This is a genomic window from Allobosea sp. AK1, from assembly GCF_006714945.1.
In the GTDB taxonomy this organism is placed as follows: domain Bacteria; phylum Pseudomonadota; class Alphaproteobacteria; order Rhizobiales; family Beijerinckiaceae; genus Allobosea; species Allobosea robiniae.
On record NZ_VFMG01000001.1, the window covers coordinates 3,836,221 to 3,852,199 of the forward strand.

General features: G+C 67.4%; 12 protein-coding genes. 9 read left to right on the forward strand and 3 right to left on the reverse strand.

Translation table 11 applies throughout. From position 1 onward, the window contains the following. Positions 1–87 precede the first annotated feature (87 nt). The gene (locus FHT98_RS18530; protein WP_142114875.1) at positions 88–450 is read left to right on the forward strand and encodes a winged helix-turn-helix transcriptional regulator; all 363 of its coding nucleotides are present in this window, start codon (positions 88–90) and stop codon (positions 448–450) included. Between the two features lie 4 nt (positions 451–454). On the opposite strand, the gene FHT98_RS18535 is transcribed toward FHT98_RS18530, so the two are convergent. Genes FHT98_RS18535 through FHT98_RS18545 form a run of 3 tightly spaced genes read right to left on the reverse strand, consistent with a single transcriptional unit; the run spans position 455 to position 7,262 of the window. After that, positions 455–1,333: a transglutaminase family protein gene (locus FHT98_RS18535; RefSeq protein WP_061965034.1), complete on the reverse strand. Its 879-nt coding sequence runs from the start codon at positions 1,331–1,333 to the stop codon at positions 455–457. Further along, positions 1,330–3,852 carry a circularly permuted type 2 ATP-grasp protein gene (locus tag FHT98_RS18540; RefSeq protein WP_142114876.1) on the reverse strand — a complete coding sequence of 841 codons (2,523 nt, stop codon included), beginning with the start codon at positions 3,850–3,852 and terminating at the stop codon, positions 1,330–1,332. The genes FHT98_RS18535 and FHT98_RS18540 overlap by 4 nt, the downstream gene beginning before the upstream one ends. Before the next feature lie 8 nt (positions 3,853–3,860). Then, positions 3,861–7,262 (reverse strand): transglutaminase family protein, encoded by a 3,402-nt coding sequence (locus tag FHT98_RS18545; protein ID WP_142114877.1) that lies wholly within the window; start codon positions 7,260–7,262, stop codon positions 3,861–3,863. A gap of 234 nt (positions 7,263–7,496) precedes the next feature. On the opposite strand from FHT98_RS18545, the gene FHT98_RS18550 reads away from it, so the two are divergent. The 8 genes from FHT98_RS18550 to eda all read left to right on the forward strand — a co-directional run bounded on the left by FHT98_RS18550 (position 7,497) and on the right by eda (position 15,893). Further along, the gene (locus FHT98_RS18550) at positions 7,497–9,101 is read left to right on the forward strand and encodes an ABC transporter substrate-binding protein (protein ID WP_091855960.1); all 1,605 of its coding nucleotides are present in this window, start codon (positions 7,497–7,499) and stop codon (positions 9,099–9,101) included. A 156-nt stretch (positions 9,102–9,257) separates the two neighbouring features. Then, entirely contained in the window at positions 9,258–10,322 is a 1,065-nt protein-coding gene (locus FHT98_RS18555) for an ABC transporter permease (RefSeq protein ID WP_091855959.1), read from the forward strand. Positions 10,323–10,332: 10 nt separating this feature from the next. Then, a complete protein-coding gene (gene nikC, locus FHT98_RS18560) occupies positions 10,333–11,238 on the forward strand; it encodes a nickel transporter permease (protein ID WP_142114878.1) in 906 nt (301 codons plus the stop codon). A gap of 4 nt (positions 11,239–11,242) precedes the next feature. Next, positions 11,243–12,100 (forward strand): ABC transporter ATP-binding protein, encoded by an 858-nt coding sequence (locus FHT98_RS18565; RefSeq protein ID WP_142114879.1) that lies wholly within the window; start codon positions 11,243–11,245, stop codon positions 12,098–12,100. Further along, a complete protein-coding gene (locus tag FHT98_RS18570) occupies positions 12,097–12,849 on the forward strand; it encodes an ABC transporter ATP-binding protein (RefSeq protein ID WP_142114880.1) in 753 nt (250 codons plus the stop codon). The genes FHT98_RS18565 and FHT98_RS18570 overlap by 4 nt, the downstream gene beginning before the upstream one ends. A 171-nt stretch (positions 12,850–13,020) precedes the next feature. After that, complete coding sequence (gene zwf / locus FHT98_RS18575) at positions 13,021–14,523, forward strand: glucose-6-phosphate dehydrogenase (RefSeq protein WP_091855955.1); 1,503 nt, start codon at positions 13,021–13,023, stop codon at positions 14,521–14,523. Continuing rightward, positions 14,523–15,209: a 6-phosphogluconolactonase gene (gene pgl, locus FHT98_RS18580; protein WP_091855954.1), complete on the forward strand. Its 687-nt coding sequence runs from the start codon at positions 14,523–14,525 to the stop codon at positions 15,207–15,209. Before zwf ends, pgl begins: the two co-directional genes overlap by 1 nt. Before the next feature lie 39 nt (positions 15,210–15,248). Further along, positions 15,249–15,893 carry a bifunctional 4-hydroxy-2-oxoglutarate aldolase/2-dehydro-3-deoxy-phosphogluconate aldolase gene (gene eda / locus FHT98_RS18585; protein ID WP_142114881.1) on the forward strand — a complete coding sequence of 215 codons (645 nt, stop codon included), beginning with the start codon at positions 15,249–15,251 and terminating at the stop codon, positions 15,891–15,893. Positions 15,894–15,979 lie beyond the last annotated feature (86 nt).

The window sequence follows — 15,979 nt, forward strand, 5'->3', positions numbered from 1 at the left end:
GCATTGCGATGGAGCCGAGATGCGCATAACCTTCATAAGGCGCAAGAACGCACAATTTCAGCCCATAGTGTCGAAAAGGATACCGTCATGCCGCCGCGCTTCCAGGAGCCCTATTGCTCGGCCGGCTGCCCCGTCGAGGCGGCGCTTGGCCTGATCGGCGGTAAGTGGAAGGGCATCGCGCTCTATCACCTGATGAGCGGGACCTTGCGCTTCAACGAAATCCGCCGACGGACCCCCGGCGTCACCCAGCGTATGCTGACGACGCAACTGCGCGAGCTGGAGGCGGACGGCCTGATCGTGCGCGTCGTCTACCCGGAAGTACCGCCGCGCGTGGAGTACAGCCTGTCTGCCAAGGGGAAGACCTTGGAGCCGGTGATCATGGCGCTGAAGAGCTGGGGGGAGACGCACGCCCGTTCGCCACAGCCGTTCGCTGCGGATACGGCGGCCTAAAGGCTCAGCCTACGGGCACCACGTCCACGGCGACGCCGACCTTCTGCGTGCCCGGCCCGATCACCACGCCGTCGAGCGGCGCGACATCGGCATAGTCGCGGCCGAAGGCGGTGACGATATGGTCGTCGGCGACGATCAGGTCATTGGTCGGGTCGAGCCCGACCCAGCCGATTTCCGGCCCGCACCACAGCATCGCCCAGGCATGGCTGGCATCGGCGCCCTCGAGCCGCTTCTGGCCCGGCGGCGGGATCGTGCGGATATAGCCGGAGATATAGGCAGCCGGCAGGCCAAGGCCTCTGAGGCCCGCGATCATGATATGCGCGAAATCCTGGCAGACACCGTGGCGTTGCTCGAAGGCTTCCGCCAGCGGCGTCGTCACCTCGGTCGCTTCGGGATCGTAGGTGAAGTCGCGCCTGATCCGGGCCATCAGCTCGCAGGCCGCTTCCAGCACCGGTCGGCCGGCGTCGAAGCTCGACCGGGCATAGTCGATCACCGCGGGGACATGCGGCACGAGCCGACTGGGATAAAGGTGATGCGCCGGCGAATCCGGCGCGAGGCTCCGGGAATCGAGCGCCAGCGCCGCGACATCCTCCCAGTTCCGCGTCAGCCCGGCATGGGGGGGCGGCGGCCGGTCGACCTCGATCCGCGCCCGCATTTCGAGCTTCAGCTCGCGATGCGGCTTGGTGATCGTGATCGTGGTCATGCGGTTGCCGAAGAAGCAGAGCCCGTCATTGCGTTCGGCCGGGCGGGGCGTGATCAGCAATTCGCTCTTCAGCACGCGCTGACCCGCCCCGTCGCGCGGCAAAAGCCGCAGGATGCAGCGGGAAAAGGGCACCGGCCGGCTATAGCCGTAGGTCGTGACGTGGCGCAGCTCGTAGATCACGCGATGCTCGTCATCCGCGAGCCTTCGGGGCCGCTGTTCTGCAGGAAATAGCGATCGGCGATCGCACCCGAGAGCCCCATCAGCAACTGTTCGAACAGCAGGATGCTGGTGCGGTCGAGCCGGCTTGCCTCCATCGTCCGGCAATCGGCCGCCAGCCGTAGCACCAGCCGGCGCGGTGCCTCCAGCATGCCGTCATCGGCAAGCGTCGGCAGGGCGGCGATCTCGGCGTCGAGCCGTTCGACCTGGAAGGCGACCGAGCGCGGATTGTAGGGGTCGAGCATGACGAGGTCGAGCACGGGCTGCAGGCTGGCGCCAAGCAGGTAGCGCGAGCGATAGGTGATCTGCGAGTCGGTCAGGTCGAGCAGCGCGTCGAGGCTGTCACTGGAGGCGTTGCTGTCGGCGAACTGCCGGGCGAAGCGGCAGGTCGCGATGCCCCGTTCCAGCCGCCTGCCGATATCGAGGAAGCGCCAGCCGTTGCCGCGCACCATGTTTTCCTGGCCGAGGCCGGAGAAGGCGGCGAGCGATTTCAGCGCCCGGTCGGCGATCTCGTAGGCCTCGCCCTCGCTCGGCTTGCGCCCGTCCTCGGGATCGAGCTGGCGCTGGAGGTCGCCGAACAATCGCCAGGCATCGACGGAGAGGCGCTCGCGGATGCCCGAGGCGGTGCGCCGCGCCTCGCGCAGCGAAGCGGCGGCCGAGCCGTAATCGTCGAGGCTGTAGAGCGCGGCATAGGCTTGTGCCGCCGGCGCCCGGCGTTCCTGCCCGGTGGGCGCGGCGCCCCAGGCAACGAGCATGCCGGCGAGCTGGCGCACCGTGTCGTTGCGGCCGGGCGCCGGGTCGGGATCGATCAGGCGGCCGAGCAGAGCGCGCACCAGGCGCAGGATCGCCTCGCCGCGCTCCAGATAGCGTCCGAGCCAGAACAGGTTGTCGGCGGCCCGGCTCGGCAGCGTGCCGGTGACGCGGCGGATGCTGATGCGGTCCGGCGCCGGCAGCAGGGTGACCTGCGCGACCGGCTCGTTCGAGGTGACCCAGACATCGCTGGAGCGCACGCCGTTGCGCATGCTGACGGCGCGCGCATCGGGCTCGTCGGAGATCCGGCAGAAGCCACCGGGCATCACTTTCCAGCCGTCGGGCGTCGCCGCGGCGAAGACGCGCAGCGTCATCGGATGCGGTTCGAGCCGGCCGTTCTGGAAGACCGGCATGGTCGAGAGCCTGACGACCTCCTGCCCGACATAATCCATGCCATGCGCCTCGATGCGCTCGCGCAGCGCTGCGCGCTCCGCCTCCGGCAATTCCCCGGCCACGACCTGAGACGGGTCGGTGCCGTTGCCGCCGCCGCGGAAGGCCGGCGCGATGCTCATCTCGCCCAGCCTGTCGAGCACGGTCTGCCGCTCCTGCGGCTGCCCGCACCACCATGTCGCGATATTCGGCAGGATCAGGTCCTGGCCGAGCAGTTTCCGCGCCAGGGCTGGCAGGAAGCCCATCAGGGCGCGTGCCTCGACGACCCCGGAGCCGAGCCCGTTGGCGATGCGGACCTGACCTTGCCGGGCGGCTTCGACGAGTCCGGCAACGCCGAGCGCCGAGCGGGAATTGAGCTCGAGCGGATCGGCGAAATCGCCGTCGATGCGTCGCCAGATCACGTCGGCGCGCTTCAGGCCGGCGATGGTGCGCACATGCACGCGGCCCTCGCGCATCAGCAGGTCGCCACCCTCGACCAGCAGGAAGCCGAGATAGCGCGCCAGATAGGCCTGCTCGAAATAGCTTTCGTTGAGCGGGCCGGGCGTCAGCAGGGCGATGCGCGGCTCGACACGCTTCGAGCTGGAAACCAGCCCCGCTCGAAAGCCCTGGAAGAAGGCCGCCAGCCTCTCGATGTTCATGTTGCGGAACATGTCGGGGAAGGCGCGCGCCAGCGCCAGCCGGTTCTCCAGCGCATAGCCGGCGCCGGAGGGGGCCTGGGTCCGGTCCTGCAGTACCCACCAGCGTCCGTCCGGGCCACGGCCGAGATCGGCCGCATAGAGCTGGAGCGTGCCGCCGCCTGCGATCCCGTGCATCGGGCGCAGATAATCGGGGCTGCCGGTGACGACGGCAGCGGGCAGGAGGCCCTCCGCGATCAGCTCGCCCGGCCCGTAGATGTCGTCGAGCAGGGTCGAGAGCAATTCGGCGCGCTGCGTCACGCCGGCGGCGATCGCCTGCCATTCCGCCTCGGGAATGACGAGCGGCACATGCGACAAGGGCCAGGCCCGCTCGCCGACGCCGGGGTCGCGCTCGTCGATATCGCCATGGACGCGATAGGACACGCCGGTGTCGCGGACATGCCGGTCGGCCAACCCGAAGCGCTGGTTCAGCTCCGAGGGAGACAGTGCGCACCAGCCCGACAGGAATGGCTCCCAATGCGGGCGCACGTTGCCGTTCTCGTCGATGAACTCGTCGCAGACGCCCGGCAAGGGACGATAGCCGGCAAGCAGCGATGCGCGCCGCTCGGCCCTGCTGCGTCCCGATCGGATGCGGCCCTGCACCGGCATTCTTCGCGTCAGATCCCTGTCGGGCGCCTCAGATCCAGCGTGAGCGGGAATTCGGCGCTGCGTTCCTCCGGCGGAATCGCTAGAGCGCCGGGACTATGACCGATCGCCTCGAAACGTGCGAGCCGTCTTGCCTCCGCCTCGTAGGAATTGACCGGAGGTGTCTCGTAATTGCGCCCCCCGGGATGGGCGACATGGTAGACGCAACCGCCGAGCGAGCGGCCGGACCAGAGATCGACGATGTCGAAGGTCAATGGCGCATGCACCGGGATCTTCGGATGCAGGCCAGATGCCGGCTGCCAGGCCTTGAAGCGCACCGCTGCGACGGCCTCGCCCGAGACGCCGGTTTCCGTCAGCGGCAGGCGCCGGCCGTTGCAGGTGACGAGATGGCGGCCCGGCACCAGTCCGGTCGCCTTGACCTGCAGGCGCTCGATCGACGAGTCGACATAGCGCACCGTGCCGCCGATCGCGCCTTCCTCGCCCATGACATGCCAGGGTTCGAGCGCCTGCCGGATCTCGATCGCGACGCCGCCATGCGCGACCTTGCCGAAGAAGGGGAAGCGGAACTCGGCCTGCGCCTCGAACCAGACGGGATCGAAGGCATAGCCGGCGCGTTTGAGGTCTGCGAGCACGTCCTTGAAATCCTGCCAGACCATCTCGGGCAGCATGAAACGGTCATGCAGGGTCGTGCCCCACCGAACCAGCTTGCCGTCGAGCGGCTCCCGCCAGAACCAGGCGATGAGCGCGCGCAGCAGCAGTTGCTGGGCGAGCGACATCCGTGCATCCGGCGGCATCTCGAAACCGCGGAACTCGACCAGCCCGAGCCGGCCGGTCGGTCCGTCCGGGGAATAGAGCTTGTCGATGCAGATCTCGGTGCGGTGCGTGTTGCCGGAGACGTCGACCAGCAGGTTGCGCAACAACCGGTCGACCAGCCAGAGCGGGATCGGCTTTTCGCCGGGCCTGGGCACCTGCGCCAGTGCGATCTCCAGCTCATAGAGCTGATCTTGCCTTGCCTCGTCGATGCGCGGCGCCTGGCTTGTCGGGCCGATGAACAGCCCCGAGAACAGGTAGGACAGCGACGGGTGCCGGTTCCAGTAGAGGATGATGCTCTTGAGCAGGTCCGGCCGGCGCAGGAAGGGCGAGTCGGCCGGCGTCACGCCGCCGAGCACGACATGGTTGCCGCCGCCGGTGCCGGTATGGCGGCCGTCGACCATGAATTTCTCGGCGCAGAGCCGCGCCAGCCGCGCCTCCTCGTAGACGCCTTGCGTGATCGCCGCCGCCTCGCGCCAGTCCTTTGCCGGGTGGATATTGACCTCGATCACGCCGGGATCGGGCGTGACCTTGATGACGTCGAGGCGGGGGTCGAAGGGCGGCGCATAGCCCTCGATATGCACGGGCTGGCCGAGTTCCTCCGCCACCGCCTCGACCGAGGCGACGAGGTCGAGATAATCCTCCAGCCGCTCGACCGGGGGCAGGAAGACGCAGAGCACATTGTCGCGGATCTCGAGGCTGAGCGCGGTGCGGACATGCTCGCCGCCGATCTCCTGCTCGCGCCGGTCCTGGACCGGACCCGCCGCCGCAGTTGCGCCGATGCTCATCTGCGTCGGGCCGGGCCGTTCCTCCGTGGCGGCCGGTTCTGCAGGCCGTGCCTCGGGATGGTCGGTCCAGCTCGCCCCGGCCGGCCCTGCCGCCGGCAGCGGCGGGCGCGGCTCCATCGTGTCCTGCGGGTGGATATGCGGGTATTCGGCCTTGGGTACGACCGGCAGCGAACCCAGGGGCAAACGGTAGCCGACCGGCGAGTCGCCGGGCACCAGGAAGAGCTTGCCGCGGCGCAGCTGCCATTTCTCCGAGCGCCAGCGGCGGTCGTTCGCGCCCGCCTGCCAGCGCTGCACCGGGATGACGTAGCCGCGCGGATTGCCGAGCCCGAGTTCGAAGACCCGCGCCATCCGCGAGCGCTCCTCCGGATCGGAAAGGCGCGAATCGAGCGGGTCGACATTGTCGGGCAGCTGCGCCTCCTTGAGCAGCCAGACCCCGGTGTCCTCATAGGCCGGCATCACATGGTCGGCGCCGAGCCCGAGCTTCTCGGAAAGCCCCTGCGCCAGCGCCTCGGCATCGCGGATCGTGGAGGCGATGTCGAGTTCGCGGTCGCCACCGGTCTGCGCGCCGGGCTCGCGGGCGATGAGATCGGCATTGCGCCAGATCGGCTGGCCGTCGCGGCGCCAGTAGAGCGCGAAGGCCCAGCGCGGCAGGGTCTCGCCCGGATACCATTTGCCCTGGCCGTAATGCAGCATCCCGCCGGGCGCGAAGCGCTGGCGCAGCCGGCGGATCAGCACGTCCGCGCGCTGGCGCTTGGTCGGCCCGACGGCGGCGATGTTCCATTCCTCGCCGGTCTGGTCATCGATCGAGACGAAGGTCGGTTCGCCGCCCATGGTGAGACGGACATCCTGCGCCTGGAGGTCGGCCTCGACCTTGTCACCGAGCGCGTCGAGCTCGCCCCAGGATGCGTCGGAGAAGGGCAGCGTGATGCGCGGCACCTCGTGCACCCGCGTCACGCTCATCTGGAAGTCGAAGCTCGTCTCGGCATAGCTCGCAACGCCCGAGACCGGCGCGGCCGAGCGATAATGCGCCGTCGCCGCCAGCGGCAGATGGCCCTCGCCGGTGAGCAGCCCCGAGGTCGGATCGAGCCCGACCCAGCCGGCGCCGGGAATGTAGACCTCGGCCCAGGCGTGGAGGTCGGTGAAGTCCTTGTCGGTCCCGCGTGGGCCTTCGAGCGGATCGATATCCGCCTTCATCTGGATGAGGTAGCCGGAGACGAAGCGCGCCGCGAGGCCGAGATGCCGGAGCGCCTGGACCAGCAGCCAGCTCGTGTCGCGGCAGGAGCCCGACCCGATCGAGAGCGTATGCTCCGGCTCCTGCACGCCGGGCTCCATGCGGATGCCATAGGCGATGCGCCGCTGCAGGCGGGCATTGAGGTCGACGATGAAGTTGACCGTGTTCATCGGTTCGCGCGGCAGCTCGGCGAGGAAGGCGCAGAGCAGCGGCCCGGCCGGCTCCGTGACCAGGTAAGGCGCAAGCTCCTCGGTCTGCTCGGGCGTGTAGGCAAAGGGGAAGGTCTCTGCCTGCGCTTCGACGAAGAAATCGAATGGATTGATGATCGACAGTTCGGTGACGACATCGACCTCGATCCGGAATTCCATCACGGATTCCAGAAAGACAAACCGGGCCAGCCAGTTGCCGGCCGGGTCCTGCTGCCAGTTCACGAAATGTTGTGCCGGCGTCACCTTCAGCGAGTAGCTCTGGATTGCGGCCCGGCAATGCGGCGCCGGCCGCAGGCGCACGATCTGCGGCCCGAGCGTGACCGGCCGGTCGTAGCGGTAATGCGTGACATGGTTCAGCGCGGCGATGATGGCCAAGGTTCGCCCCCTAGTCCCAGGCGGAAGCCGCCGGCGACGTCAGGTTAGCGGGGCGGTCGGTGCGCGCAAGGAGTCGCCAAGGCCGGAAAGCTCCCTGAGCGCCGGGTTGCTGCTCAAGAGATGTGCAAAATGCCTCGCCGAGCCCTTTCCATCGCCGTTCGTCGACTGGACAGCCGCTAGGGACTGGTTGCACATAGCGCCCAACGGGCGGCTAGCGCCCGCGCAACACGAACAATGGGGAAATCGATGCGTCACGTAGCCAAGTTGATGGCGGTTTCGGCCTTTGCGGCCCTGATGTCGACCACCGCCGCCTTCGCGCAGACGCCGAAGGACACGATCGTGATGGCCAAGCAGATCGACGACATCATCACGCTCGATCCGGCCGAGGCCTTCGAGTTCTCGGGCGTCGAGGTCGGCGCGAATGTCTACGACAAGCTCATCAATATCGATATCGCCAAGAATAACGAGCTGATCCCGGATCTTGCCGAGAGCTGGACCGTCAGCCCCGACAACCTGACCTACACCTTCAAGCTGCGCAAAGGCGTGAAGTTCCACTCCGGCAACCCGATGACCGCCGCCGACGTGGTCTATTCCTTCCAGCGCGCGGTGACGCTGAACAAGTCGCCGGGCTTCATCCTGCGCCAGTTCGGCTTCGTTGCCGAGAACGTGCTCGACAAGGTCAAGGCCGTCGACGAGAACACCGTCCAGATCACGGTCTCGAAGCCTTTCGCCCCGACCTTCTTCTATAACTGCCTGACCTCCGGCGTCGCTGCCATCGTCGACTCCAAGCTGGTCAAGGCCAATGAGAAGGATGGCGACTGGGGCAATGGCTGGCTGAAGCTGAATTCGGCCGGCTCCGGCGCCTACAAGGTCCGCAGCTATCGCCCGAACGAGCAGTACACGCTCGACGCAAACGAGAGCTGGTGGAAGGGGGCCCCGAAGAGCAAGCGCATTGTCGTGCGCCATGTCGCGGAGCCGGCCTCGCAGCGCCTCCTCGTCGAGAAGGGCGACGTCGATATCGCCCGCAACCTCTCCAAGGACCAGCTCGCGGCGGTCAAGACCAACGACGCGATCAAGATCGTCCAGGGCGACAAGGGCTACATCCTCTATCTCGGCCTGAACCAGAAGAACCCGAATCTCGCCAAGCCCGAGGTCCGCGAGGCGCTGAAGCTCTTGGTCGATTACGCCTCGATCGAGAAGAACATCCTCGAGGGCACGTATAAGGGCCACGAATCCTTCCTGCCGCAGGGCTTCCTCGGCGCGATCACGGACAAGCCCTATTCGCTCAACGTCGCCAAGGCGAAGGAACTGCTGGCCAAGGCCGGGCTCCCCAACGGCTTCACCGTGACCATGGATACCCGCTCGGTCGCGCCGATCACCGACATCGCTCAGGCGATCCAGGCGACCTGGGCCCAGGCCGGCGTCAAGCTGGAGATCATCCCCGGCGACGGCAAGCAGACGCTGACCAAGTACCGCGCCCGCACCCACGACATCTATATCGGCCAGTGGGGGCCGGACTATCTCGACCCGCACACCAATGCCGAGACCTTCGCCATCAACGAAGACAATGGCGAGGAGGCGAAGTCGAAGACGCTGGCCTGGCGCAACGCCTGGGACATCCCGCAGATGACCAAGACCACCCAGGCCGCCGTGCTGGAATCCGATGCGGCCAAGCGCAAGACCGCCTATGAGGGCCTGCAGCGCGAGCACCAGAAGGTTTCGCCCTTCGTCATCATGTTCCAGCAGATCGAGGTCTCGGCCGAGCGCAAGAACGTGAACGGCTGGGTCATCGGCCCGAGCTCGGACACCAACCGCTACGCCCCGATCACCAAGAACTGAGCCCCCGGCTCAGGAGCCCGCCGCGATCCTGAAAAGGTCGCGGCGGGTTTCCTTTCATGCCTCATCCCCGGATATGCCCCGGATGTCCGCGCAGCCTGGATTGCTCGCGGCCGGTTCCGGCATACCGACGAAAACCACGAGAAATGGAGGCGGGTCATGACAGCCGTGACGCAAGCGCCCACAGCCAAGGCCGCCGCGCCGGGAAGGCTTCGCCGCTGGGGCCGCGCCCTTTCGCGCGAGCTGACGACCGTGGTCATCACCATGTTCGGCCTGCTGCTGGTCACCTTCTTCATCGCCCGCGTCATTCCGATCGATCCCGTGCTCGCCGTCGTCGGCGACAACGCCCGGCCCGAGACCTATGAAGCGGCGCGCATCGAGCTCGGCCTCGACAAGCCGCTCTGGCAGCAATTCGCCATCTATATCGGCAAGGTCTTCACCGGGAATCTCGGCACCTCCGTGCTGACCTCGAACCCGGTCGTCGAGGACATCAAGCGCGTTTTCCCGGCGACGCTGGAGCTCGCGACGCTCGGCACGCTGATCGGCGTGCTCATCGGCGTCCCGCTCGGCATCCTCGCCGCCGTCAACCAGGGCCGCTGGCAGGACCAGGTCGCCCGCGTCGTCGGCCTCGTCGGCTATTCCGTCCCGGTCTTCTGGATCGGCCTGATGGCGCTGCTGCTGTTCTACGCCAAGCTCGGCTGGGTCGCTGGTCCCGGTCGTATCTCGGTCGTCTGGCAAGACATCGTCACCACCCGCACCGGCGTCATCATGATCGATGCCGCGCTCGAGGGCGAATGGGAGGCGTTCTGGGACGCCTTCTCGCATCTCATCTTGCCGGCGCTGGTGCTCGGCCTGCTGTCGGTCGCCTATATCAGCCGCATGACGCGCAGCTTCATGATCACCGAGCTGCAGCAGCAATATGTCATCGCCGCCCGCGTGAAGGGCGTTTCCGAGACGGCCGTGATCTGGCGCCACGCGCTGCGCAACGCCGCCGTGCCGCTCTTCACCGTGATCGCGCTCTCCTACATGCATCTGCTGGAGGGCTCGGTGCTGACCGAGACGATCTTCGCCTGGCCTGGCCTCGGCCGCTATCTCACCAATGCACTGCTCAACGCCGACATGAACGCGGTGCTCGGCGGCACGCTGGTGGTCGGCGTCGTCTTCATCGCGGTCAATCTCCTGACCGACATCATCGGCCGCCTGGCCGATCCGCGCGTGCGCTGAGGAGCAGGACATGAGCGACACCTCCTCTCCCGGCCTGCACGCCTGGCTGATCAGCGACTCGCCGGAGTCGCGCCGCCAGGCCCGTCTCGGCCAGCTCTACCGGCAATGGCTCGCCTTCAAGCGCAACCCGATGGCGGTGGCCGGCCTCGTCATCATCGTCCTGTTGCTGCTGATCGCTGCCTTCGCACCCCTGATCGCGCCCTTCGATCCGATCGCGCAGACGCTCGACAAGCGCCTCCTGCCGCCGTCTGCGACCAACTGGTTCGGCACCGATGCGCTCGGCCGCGATATCTTCAGCCGCATCGTCTACGGCACGCGGATCACGTTGGTGATCGTGCTGCTGGTCGTCGTCACGGTCGGCCCCTTCGGCCTGCTGATCGGCGCGATCTCCGGCTACTATGGCGGCTGGGTCGATCGCCTGCTGATGCGCATCACCGACGTCTTCCTCGCTTTCCCGCGCCTCGTGCTGGCGCTGGCCTTCGTCGCGGCGCTTGGCCCCGGCATCGTCAACGCCATCATCGCCATCGCGATCACGACCTGGCCGCCCTATGCCCGCGTCGCCCGCGCCGAGACCATGGTGATCCGCAACCAGGATTACATCGCCGCGATGCGCCTGCAGGGCGCCTCGCAGGCCCGCATCATCTGGAAGCATGTCGTGCCGATGTGCATGTCCTCGCTGATCGTGCGCACCACCTTCGACATGGCCGGCATCATCCTGACCGCCGCCGGCCTCGGCTTCCTCGGCCTCGGCGCGCAGCCGCCGATGCCCGAATGGGGCGCGATGATCTCGGCCGGCCGCGAGCAGATCTTCGACCAGTGGTGGGTCGCGACCTTCCCCGGCGTCGCCATCTGCATCGTCGCGCTCGGCTTCAACCTGCTCGGCGACGGGCTCCGCGACGTCATGGATGCGAGGTAAGCCGATGACGAGCGAGCAGCCTCTTCTCGAGGTCGACAATCTCAAGGTCGATTTCCACACGCCGACCGGCATCGTCCGGGCCGTGCGCGGCCTCTCCTTCACGCTCGGCCGCGAGCGGCTCGGCATCGTCGGCGAGTCCGGTTCCGGCAAGTCGATGACCGGCCGCGCCATCCTCGACCTGATCCCGCATCCCGGCGTCGTCAGCGCCGACCGCATGCGCTTCCGCGGCCAGGACCTGACGACCATGGACAAGGGCGCCCGGCGCAAGCTGCGCGGTCGCCACATCTCCATGGTGATGCAGGATCCGAAATTCTCGCTGAACCCGGTCGAGACCGTCGGCAGCCAGATCGCCGAGGCCTATCGCATCCATCGCAAGGCCGGCTCCCGCGAGGCGCGCGAGCGCAGCCTCGCCATGCTGGAGCAGGTCCAGATCCGCGAGCCCGCTCGTGTCTACGATCTCTATCCGCACGAGGTCTCGGGCGGCATGGGCCAGCGCGTCATGATCGCGATGATGCTGATCGCAGAGCCGGAAGTGCTGATCGCCGACGAGCCGACCTCGGCGCTCGACGTCACCGTCCAGCTCCAGATCCTCAAGATTCTCGACGATCTCGTCACCGAGCGTGGCATGGGCCTGATCTTCATCAGCCACGACCTGCATCTGGTGCAGTCCTTCTGCGACCGCGTCATCGTCATGTATGGCGGCAAGGTCATGGAGACGCTGCCGGCGGCAGAACTCGCGGACTCGGCCGCGCGCAGCCGGCGCCACCCCTATACGCTCGGCCTGCTCGAATGCCTGCCGGACCTCGACCATCCTCGGGCGAAACTCGCCACCCTCAACCGTGACCCGGCGTGGCTGGCATGACGAACGCAGCGATCTCCGTCGACAAGCTCAACGTCTCTTTCGGCGACTCCCATGTCGTGAAGGACCTCTCCTTCGACGTCCGCAAGGGCGAGAGCTACGGCCTCGTCGGCGAGTCCGGTTCGGGCAAGTCGACCGTGCTGCGCGTGCTCTCGGGCCTGAACCGGGAATGGAGCGGCAATGTCACGATCGAGGGCGTTGTGCAGCCCAAGGTTCGCGACAAGGCCTTCTACCGCAACGTCCAGATGGTCTTCCAGGATCCCTATGGCTCGCTGCATCCCAAGAAGACGGTCGACGATACGCTGGCCGAACCGCTCGCGATCCACGGCCTCGACAATGCCGAGGCCCGGATCGGCAAGGCGCTCTCCGATGTCGGCTTGCCGGCCTCGTTCCGCTTCCGCTACCCGCACCAGCTCTCGGGCGGCCAGCGCCAGCGCGTCGCGATCGCGCGAGCGCTCGTGCTCGAACCCTCGATTCTGCTGCTGGACGAGCCGACCTCGGCGCTCGACGTCTCGATCCAGGCGGAGGTGCTGAACCTGCTCGCGGCGCTGCGGCAGGAACGCAAGCTGACCTATATCCTCGTCAGCCACGATCTCTCGGTCGTTGGCCACATGTGCGAGCGCCTGCTGGTCATGCAGTTCGGCCGTGCCGTCGAGGAAATGGCGGTCGAGACGCTGGCCGCGCGCCAGCCGCAGACGGCCTATGCCCAGCAATTGCTGACCGCGAGCGCGGGCTTCCGGCGCGCGGGCTGAACGACGAGGGGATCGGCCCTGCGCCGTCCCCTCTTTGCAGCGCGGCAAATCCGTCTCACTCTGGTCGCAGCCTTGCGCTAGCTGCTTCGTGTCCGGTTCGGATTGCGACCGGCCTGCAAGGCCTTGCGCCGGCCCAGCGAACCGGCACCGCCTGACGGAGTTACAGGACTTATGGACGCAACCGTGGACAACGCGCTTCGGCCCGAGAGCATTCCCGAGCGGACACCGGTCCCGCCCTTCGATCTCGTGATCTTCGGGGCGGGCGGCGATCTCGCCCTGCGCAAGCTCTTCCCGGCGCTGGCCCAGCGCAACCGCGAGGGCGTCCTGCCCGAAGAGAGCCGCATCCTCGCCGTCGTCCGCAAGGAGGAGGATGTCGAGGGCCTGCCGAAGCAGATCGCCAGGCGCCTCGATGAAGAGGGCATCCCGAAGGATCAGGTCGAGCCCTTCCTGCGCCGCCTGACCATGGTGATGCTCGATGCGCTGAAACCGGAAACCTACAAGGCTTTGAAGAAGGCACTGGGCGACAGCGAGCGCGTCCGCTCCTTCTATCTCTCGACCCCGCCCGACCTGTTCATCCCGATCTGCGAGAACTTGGCCAAGGCCGACATCCTGACGCCGACCTCGCGTGTCATCCTGGAGAAGCCGCTTGGCCGCGACCTCGCCTCGGCCCGCGCGATCAACGATGCCGTCGCGCGCATCCTGCCGGAAAGCCGGACCTACCGGATCGACCATTATCTCGGCAAGGAGACCGTGCAGAACCTGCTCGTCCTGCGCTTCGCCAACACGCTGTTCGAGCGCTCCTGGTCGAGCCGCGACATCGACCATGTCCAGATCACGGTGGCCGAGACGGTCGGCCTGGAGCAGCGCGCCGGCTATTACGACAAGTCCGGGCATATGCGCGACATGGTCCAGAACCATCTCATGCAGTTGCTCACCCTCTTCGCCATCGAGCCGCCGAATATGCTGGAGGCCGGCGCCGTCCGCGACGAGAAGATCAAGGTCTTGAAGGCGCTGCGTCCGATCGTCGGACCGGACGTCCAGCGCTTCACCGTGCGGGGCCAGTACGGCGCCGGCCAGATCGACGGCCAGCGCGTCAAGGGCTATGCCGATGAACTCGGCCACGCCTCCAACACCGAGACCTTCGTCGCCATCCGTTGCGAGGTCGACAACTGGCGCTGGGCCGGCGTGCCGATCTATCTGCGTACGGGCAAGCGCATGGCGCAGCGCTATTCCGAGATCGCCGTCACCTTCAAGCCGGTACCGCATTCGATCTTCGGCAATGGCGGCGGCGACCGGCTCGACGCCAACCGCCTCTTCATCCGCCTGCAGCCGAACGACGGCGTGCAGCTCCAGTTGATGATGAAGGTGCCGGGCTCCGGCCGGCTCAAGATCGTGCCGCGCCAGCTCGACCTGCGCTATTCCACCGCCTTCGACGAACGTACGCCGGATGCCTATGAGCGCTTGCTGACCGACGTGATCCGCGGCGACCAGACGCTGTTCATGCATCGCGACGAGGTCGAGCAGGCCTGGTCCTGGGTCGATCCGATCATCGCCGGCTGGCAGGACTACTACCCGCATCCGCATCGCTACGCCGCCGGTTCCTGGGGCCCGTCGCAGGCGATCGGCCTGATCGAGCGCGACGGCCGCTCCTGGGCCGATCCGGATCTGGTCTGATGGCCGGCCCGCTCGCCTGGCACCGCTTCGCCACTCTGGCCGACGCCTCCGAGGCGCTGGCGGAGGCGGTTGCGATCCGGCTGAAGGATTTGCTTGCTGGGCAGGGCAGGGCGCTTCTCGCCGTGCCCGGCGGCACGACCCCGGCCGGCTTCCTCGCCGCGCTCGGCCAGCATGACCTGCCATGGGAACAGGTCACGCTGCTGCCGACCGACGAGCGCTTTGTCGCCGCCGATGATGCCGCTTCGAACGAGCGCATGATCCGCGCGCAATTCGCGCCGCTGGCGGAAGGGCGAGCCTCGTTCCTGTCCTTCCACGAGCACGGCAGCGACATCGAGGCCGCTGCTGCCGTGCTGTGCGCCAAACTTGCCGAACTGCCCCAGATCGACCTGCTCGTCAGCGGCATGGGCGCCGACGGGCATATCGCCTCGCTCTTTCCCGGCGCGGAGGCTGCCTTCAATGCGGTGCCGGACAGCGGCATCGTCGTCGCCCGCCCGCCGGGATTGCCGCCGCGGCTCTCGCTCTCGCCCGCCCGCCTGCTCGGGGCTGGCTGGGCGAGCTTGCTCGTCTCCGGCACTGCCAAGGAAGCTGTACTCAAGGCCGCTCCGGAGCGCGGGCAGCAGCCATTGCCTGTCGACCTTCTGCTCGGCAGCGCGCGAGGGCTCGACGTCTACTGGGCGAAGGAGTAGAGCCCGGTTTCCAGTTCAAATCGATTGAAAGACGAGACCATGGACGAAATTGCCGCGATTGCCCGGTTGAAGAATTGCGGCGTGATCCCCGTCGTGGTGATCGAGGACGCCTCGCGCGCTGTCGATCTCGCCCATGCCCTCGTTGCCGGCGGTATCGATGTCGTCGAGGTCACCCTGCGCCGCCCGACCGCGATGGAAGCGCTCGCCGCCATCGCGAAATCGGTTCCGAAGGCGCTGGCGGTTGCTGGCACGGTCGTCACCCCGGCCCAGGCCCAGCAGGTCAAGGATGCCGGCGCGCAGGCCGTGGTCAGCCCGGGCTTCAGCGAGAGTGTCGACGAAGCCTTGCGCAAGGCGGGTCTGCCCTGGCTACCGGGTGTGGCGACCGCTTCCGACTGCATGCGCGCCGTTGCCGCTGGCCGCACGATAGCGAAGTTCTTCCCGGCCGAGCAGGCGGGCGGCCCGCCGGCCCTCAAGGCGCTTTCCGGCCCGTTCCCGCAGATGACCTTCTGCCCGACCGGCGGTGTCGGCCTGAAGAACCTTGCCGACTATCTCGCCCTGCCGCAGGTCATCTGCGTCGGCGGCTCTTGGCTGGTCCCTGCCGATGCGATCGCCGCGGGTGATTGGAAGCGGATCGAGACGCTGGCGCGCGAGGCGAAGGAAGCATTTCAGAAGGCGCGGGGGTAAGGCGCTGCGGGCGACAAAAAGCGCGAGAAAAGAAGCGCGTCATCCCGTGCGCGCTGCGGCACGCAGTGCTGCTGCGCAGACACGGG

Bases quoted from the DNA above. Each gene is read 5' to 3' on its own strand.
- FHT98_RS18530 (WP_142114875.1), top strand. From the start codon at position 88: ATGCCGCCGCGCTTCCAGGAGCCCTATTGCTCGGCCGGCTGCCCCGTC.
- FHT98_RS18540 (WP_142114876.1), bottom strand. From the start codon at position 3,852: ATGCCGGTGCAGGGCCGCATCCGATCGGGACGCAGCAGGGCCGAGCGG.
- FHT98_RS18550 (WP_091855960.1), top strand. From the start codon at position 7,497: ATGGGGAAATCGATGCGTCACGTAGCCAAGTTGATGGCGGTTTCGGCC.
- FHT98_RS18555 (WP_091855959.1), top strand. From the start codon at position 9,258: ATGACAGCCGTGACGCAAGCGCCCACAGCCAAGGCCGCCGCGCCGGGA.
- nikC (WP_142114878.1), top strand. From the start codon at position 10,333: ATGAGCGACACCTCCTCTCCCGGCCTGCACGCCTGGCTGATCAGCGAC.
- FHT98_RS18565 (WP_142114879.1), top strand. From the start codon at position 11,243: ATGACGAGCGAGCAGCCTCTTCTCGAGGTCGACAATCTCAAGGTCGAT.
- FHT98_RS18570 (WP_142114880.1), top strand. From the start codon at position 12,097: ATGACGAACGCAGCGATCTCCGTCGACAAGCTCAACGTCTCTTTCGGC.
- zwf (WP_091855955.1), top strand. From the start codon at position 13,021: ATGGACGCAACCGTGGACAACGCGCTTCGGCCCGAGAGCATTCCCGAG.
- pgl (WP_091855954.1), top strand. From the start codon at position 14,523: ATGGCCGGCCCGCTCGCCTGGCACCGCTTCGCCACTCTGGCCGACGCC.
- eda (WP_142114881.1), top strand. From the start codon at position 15,249: ATGGACGAAATTGCCGCGATTGCCCGGTTGAAGAATTGCGGCGTGATC.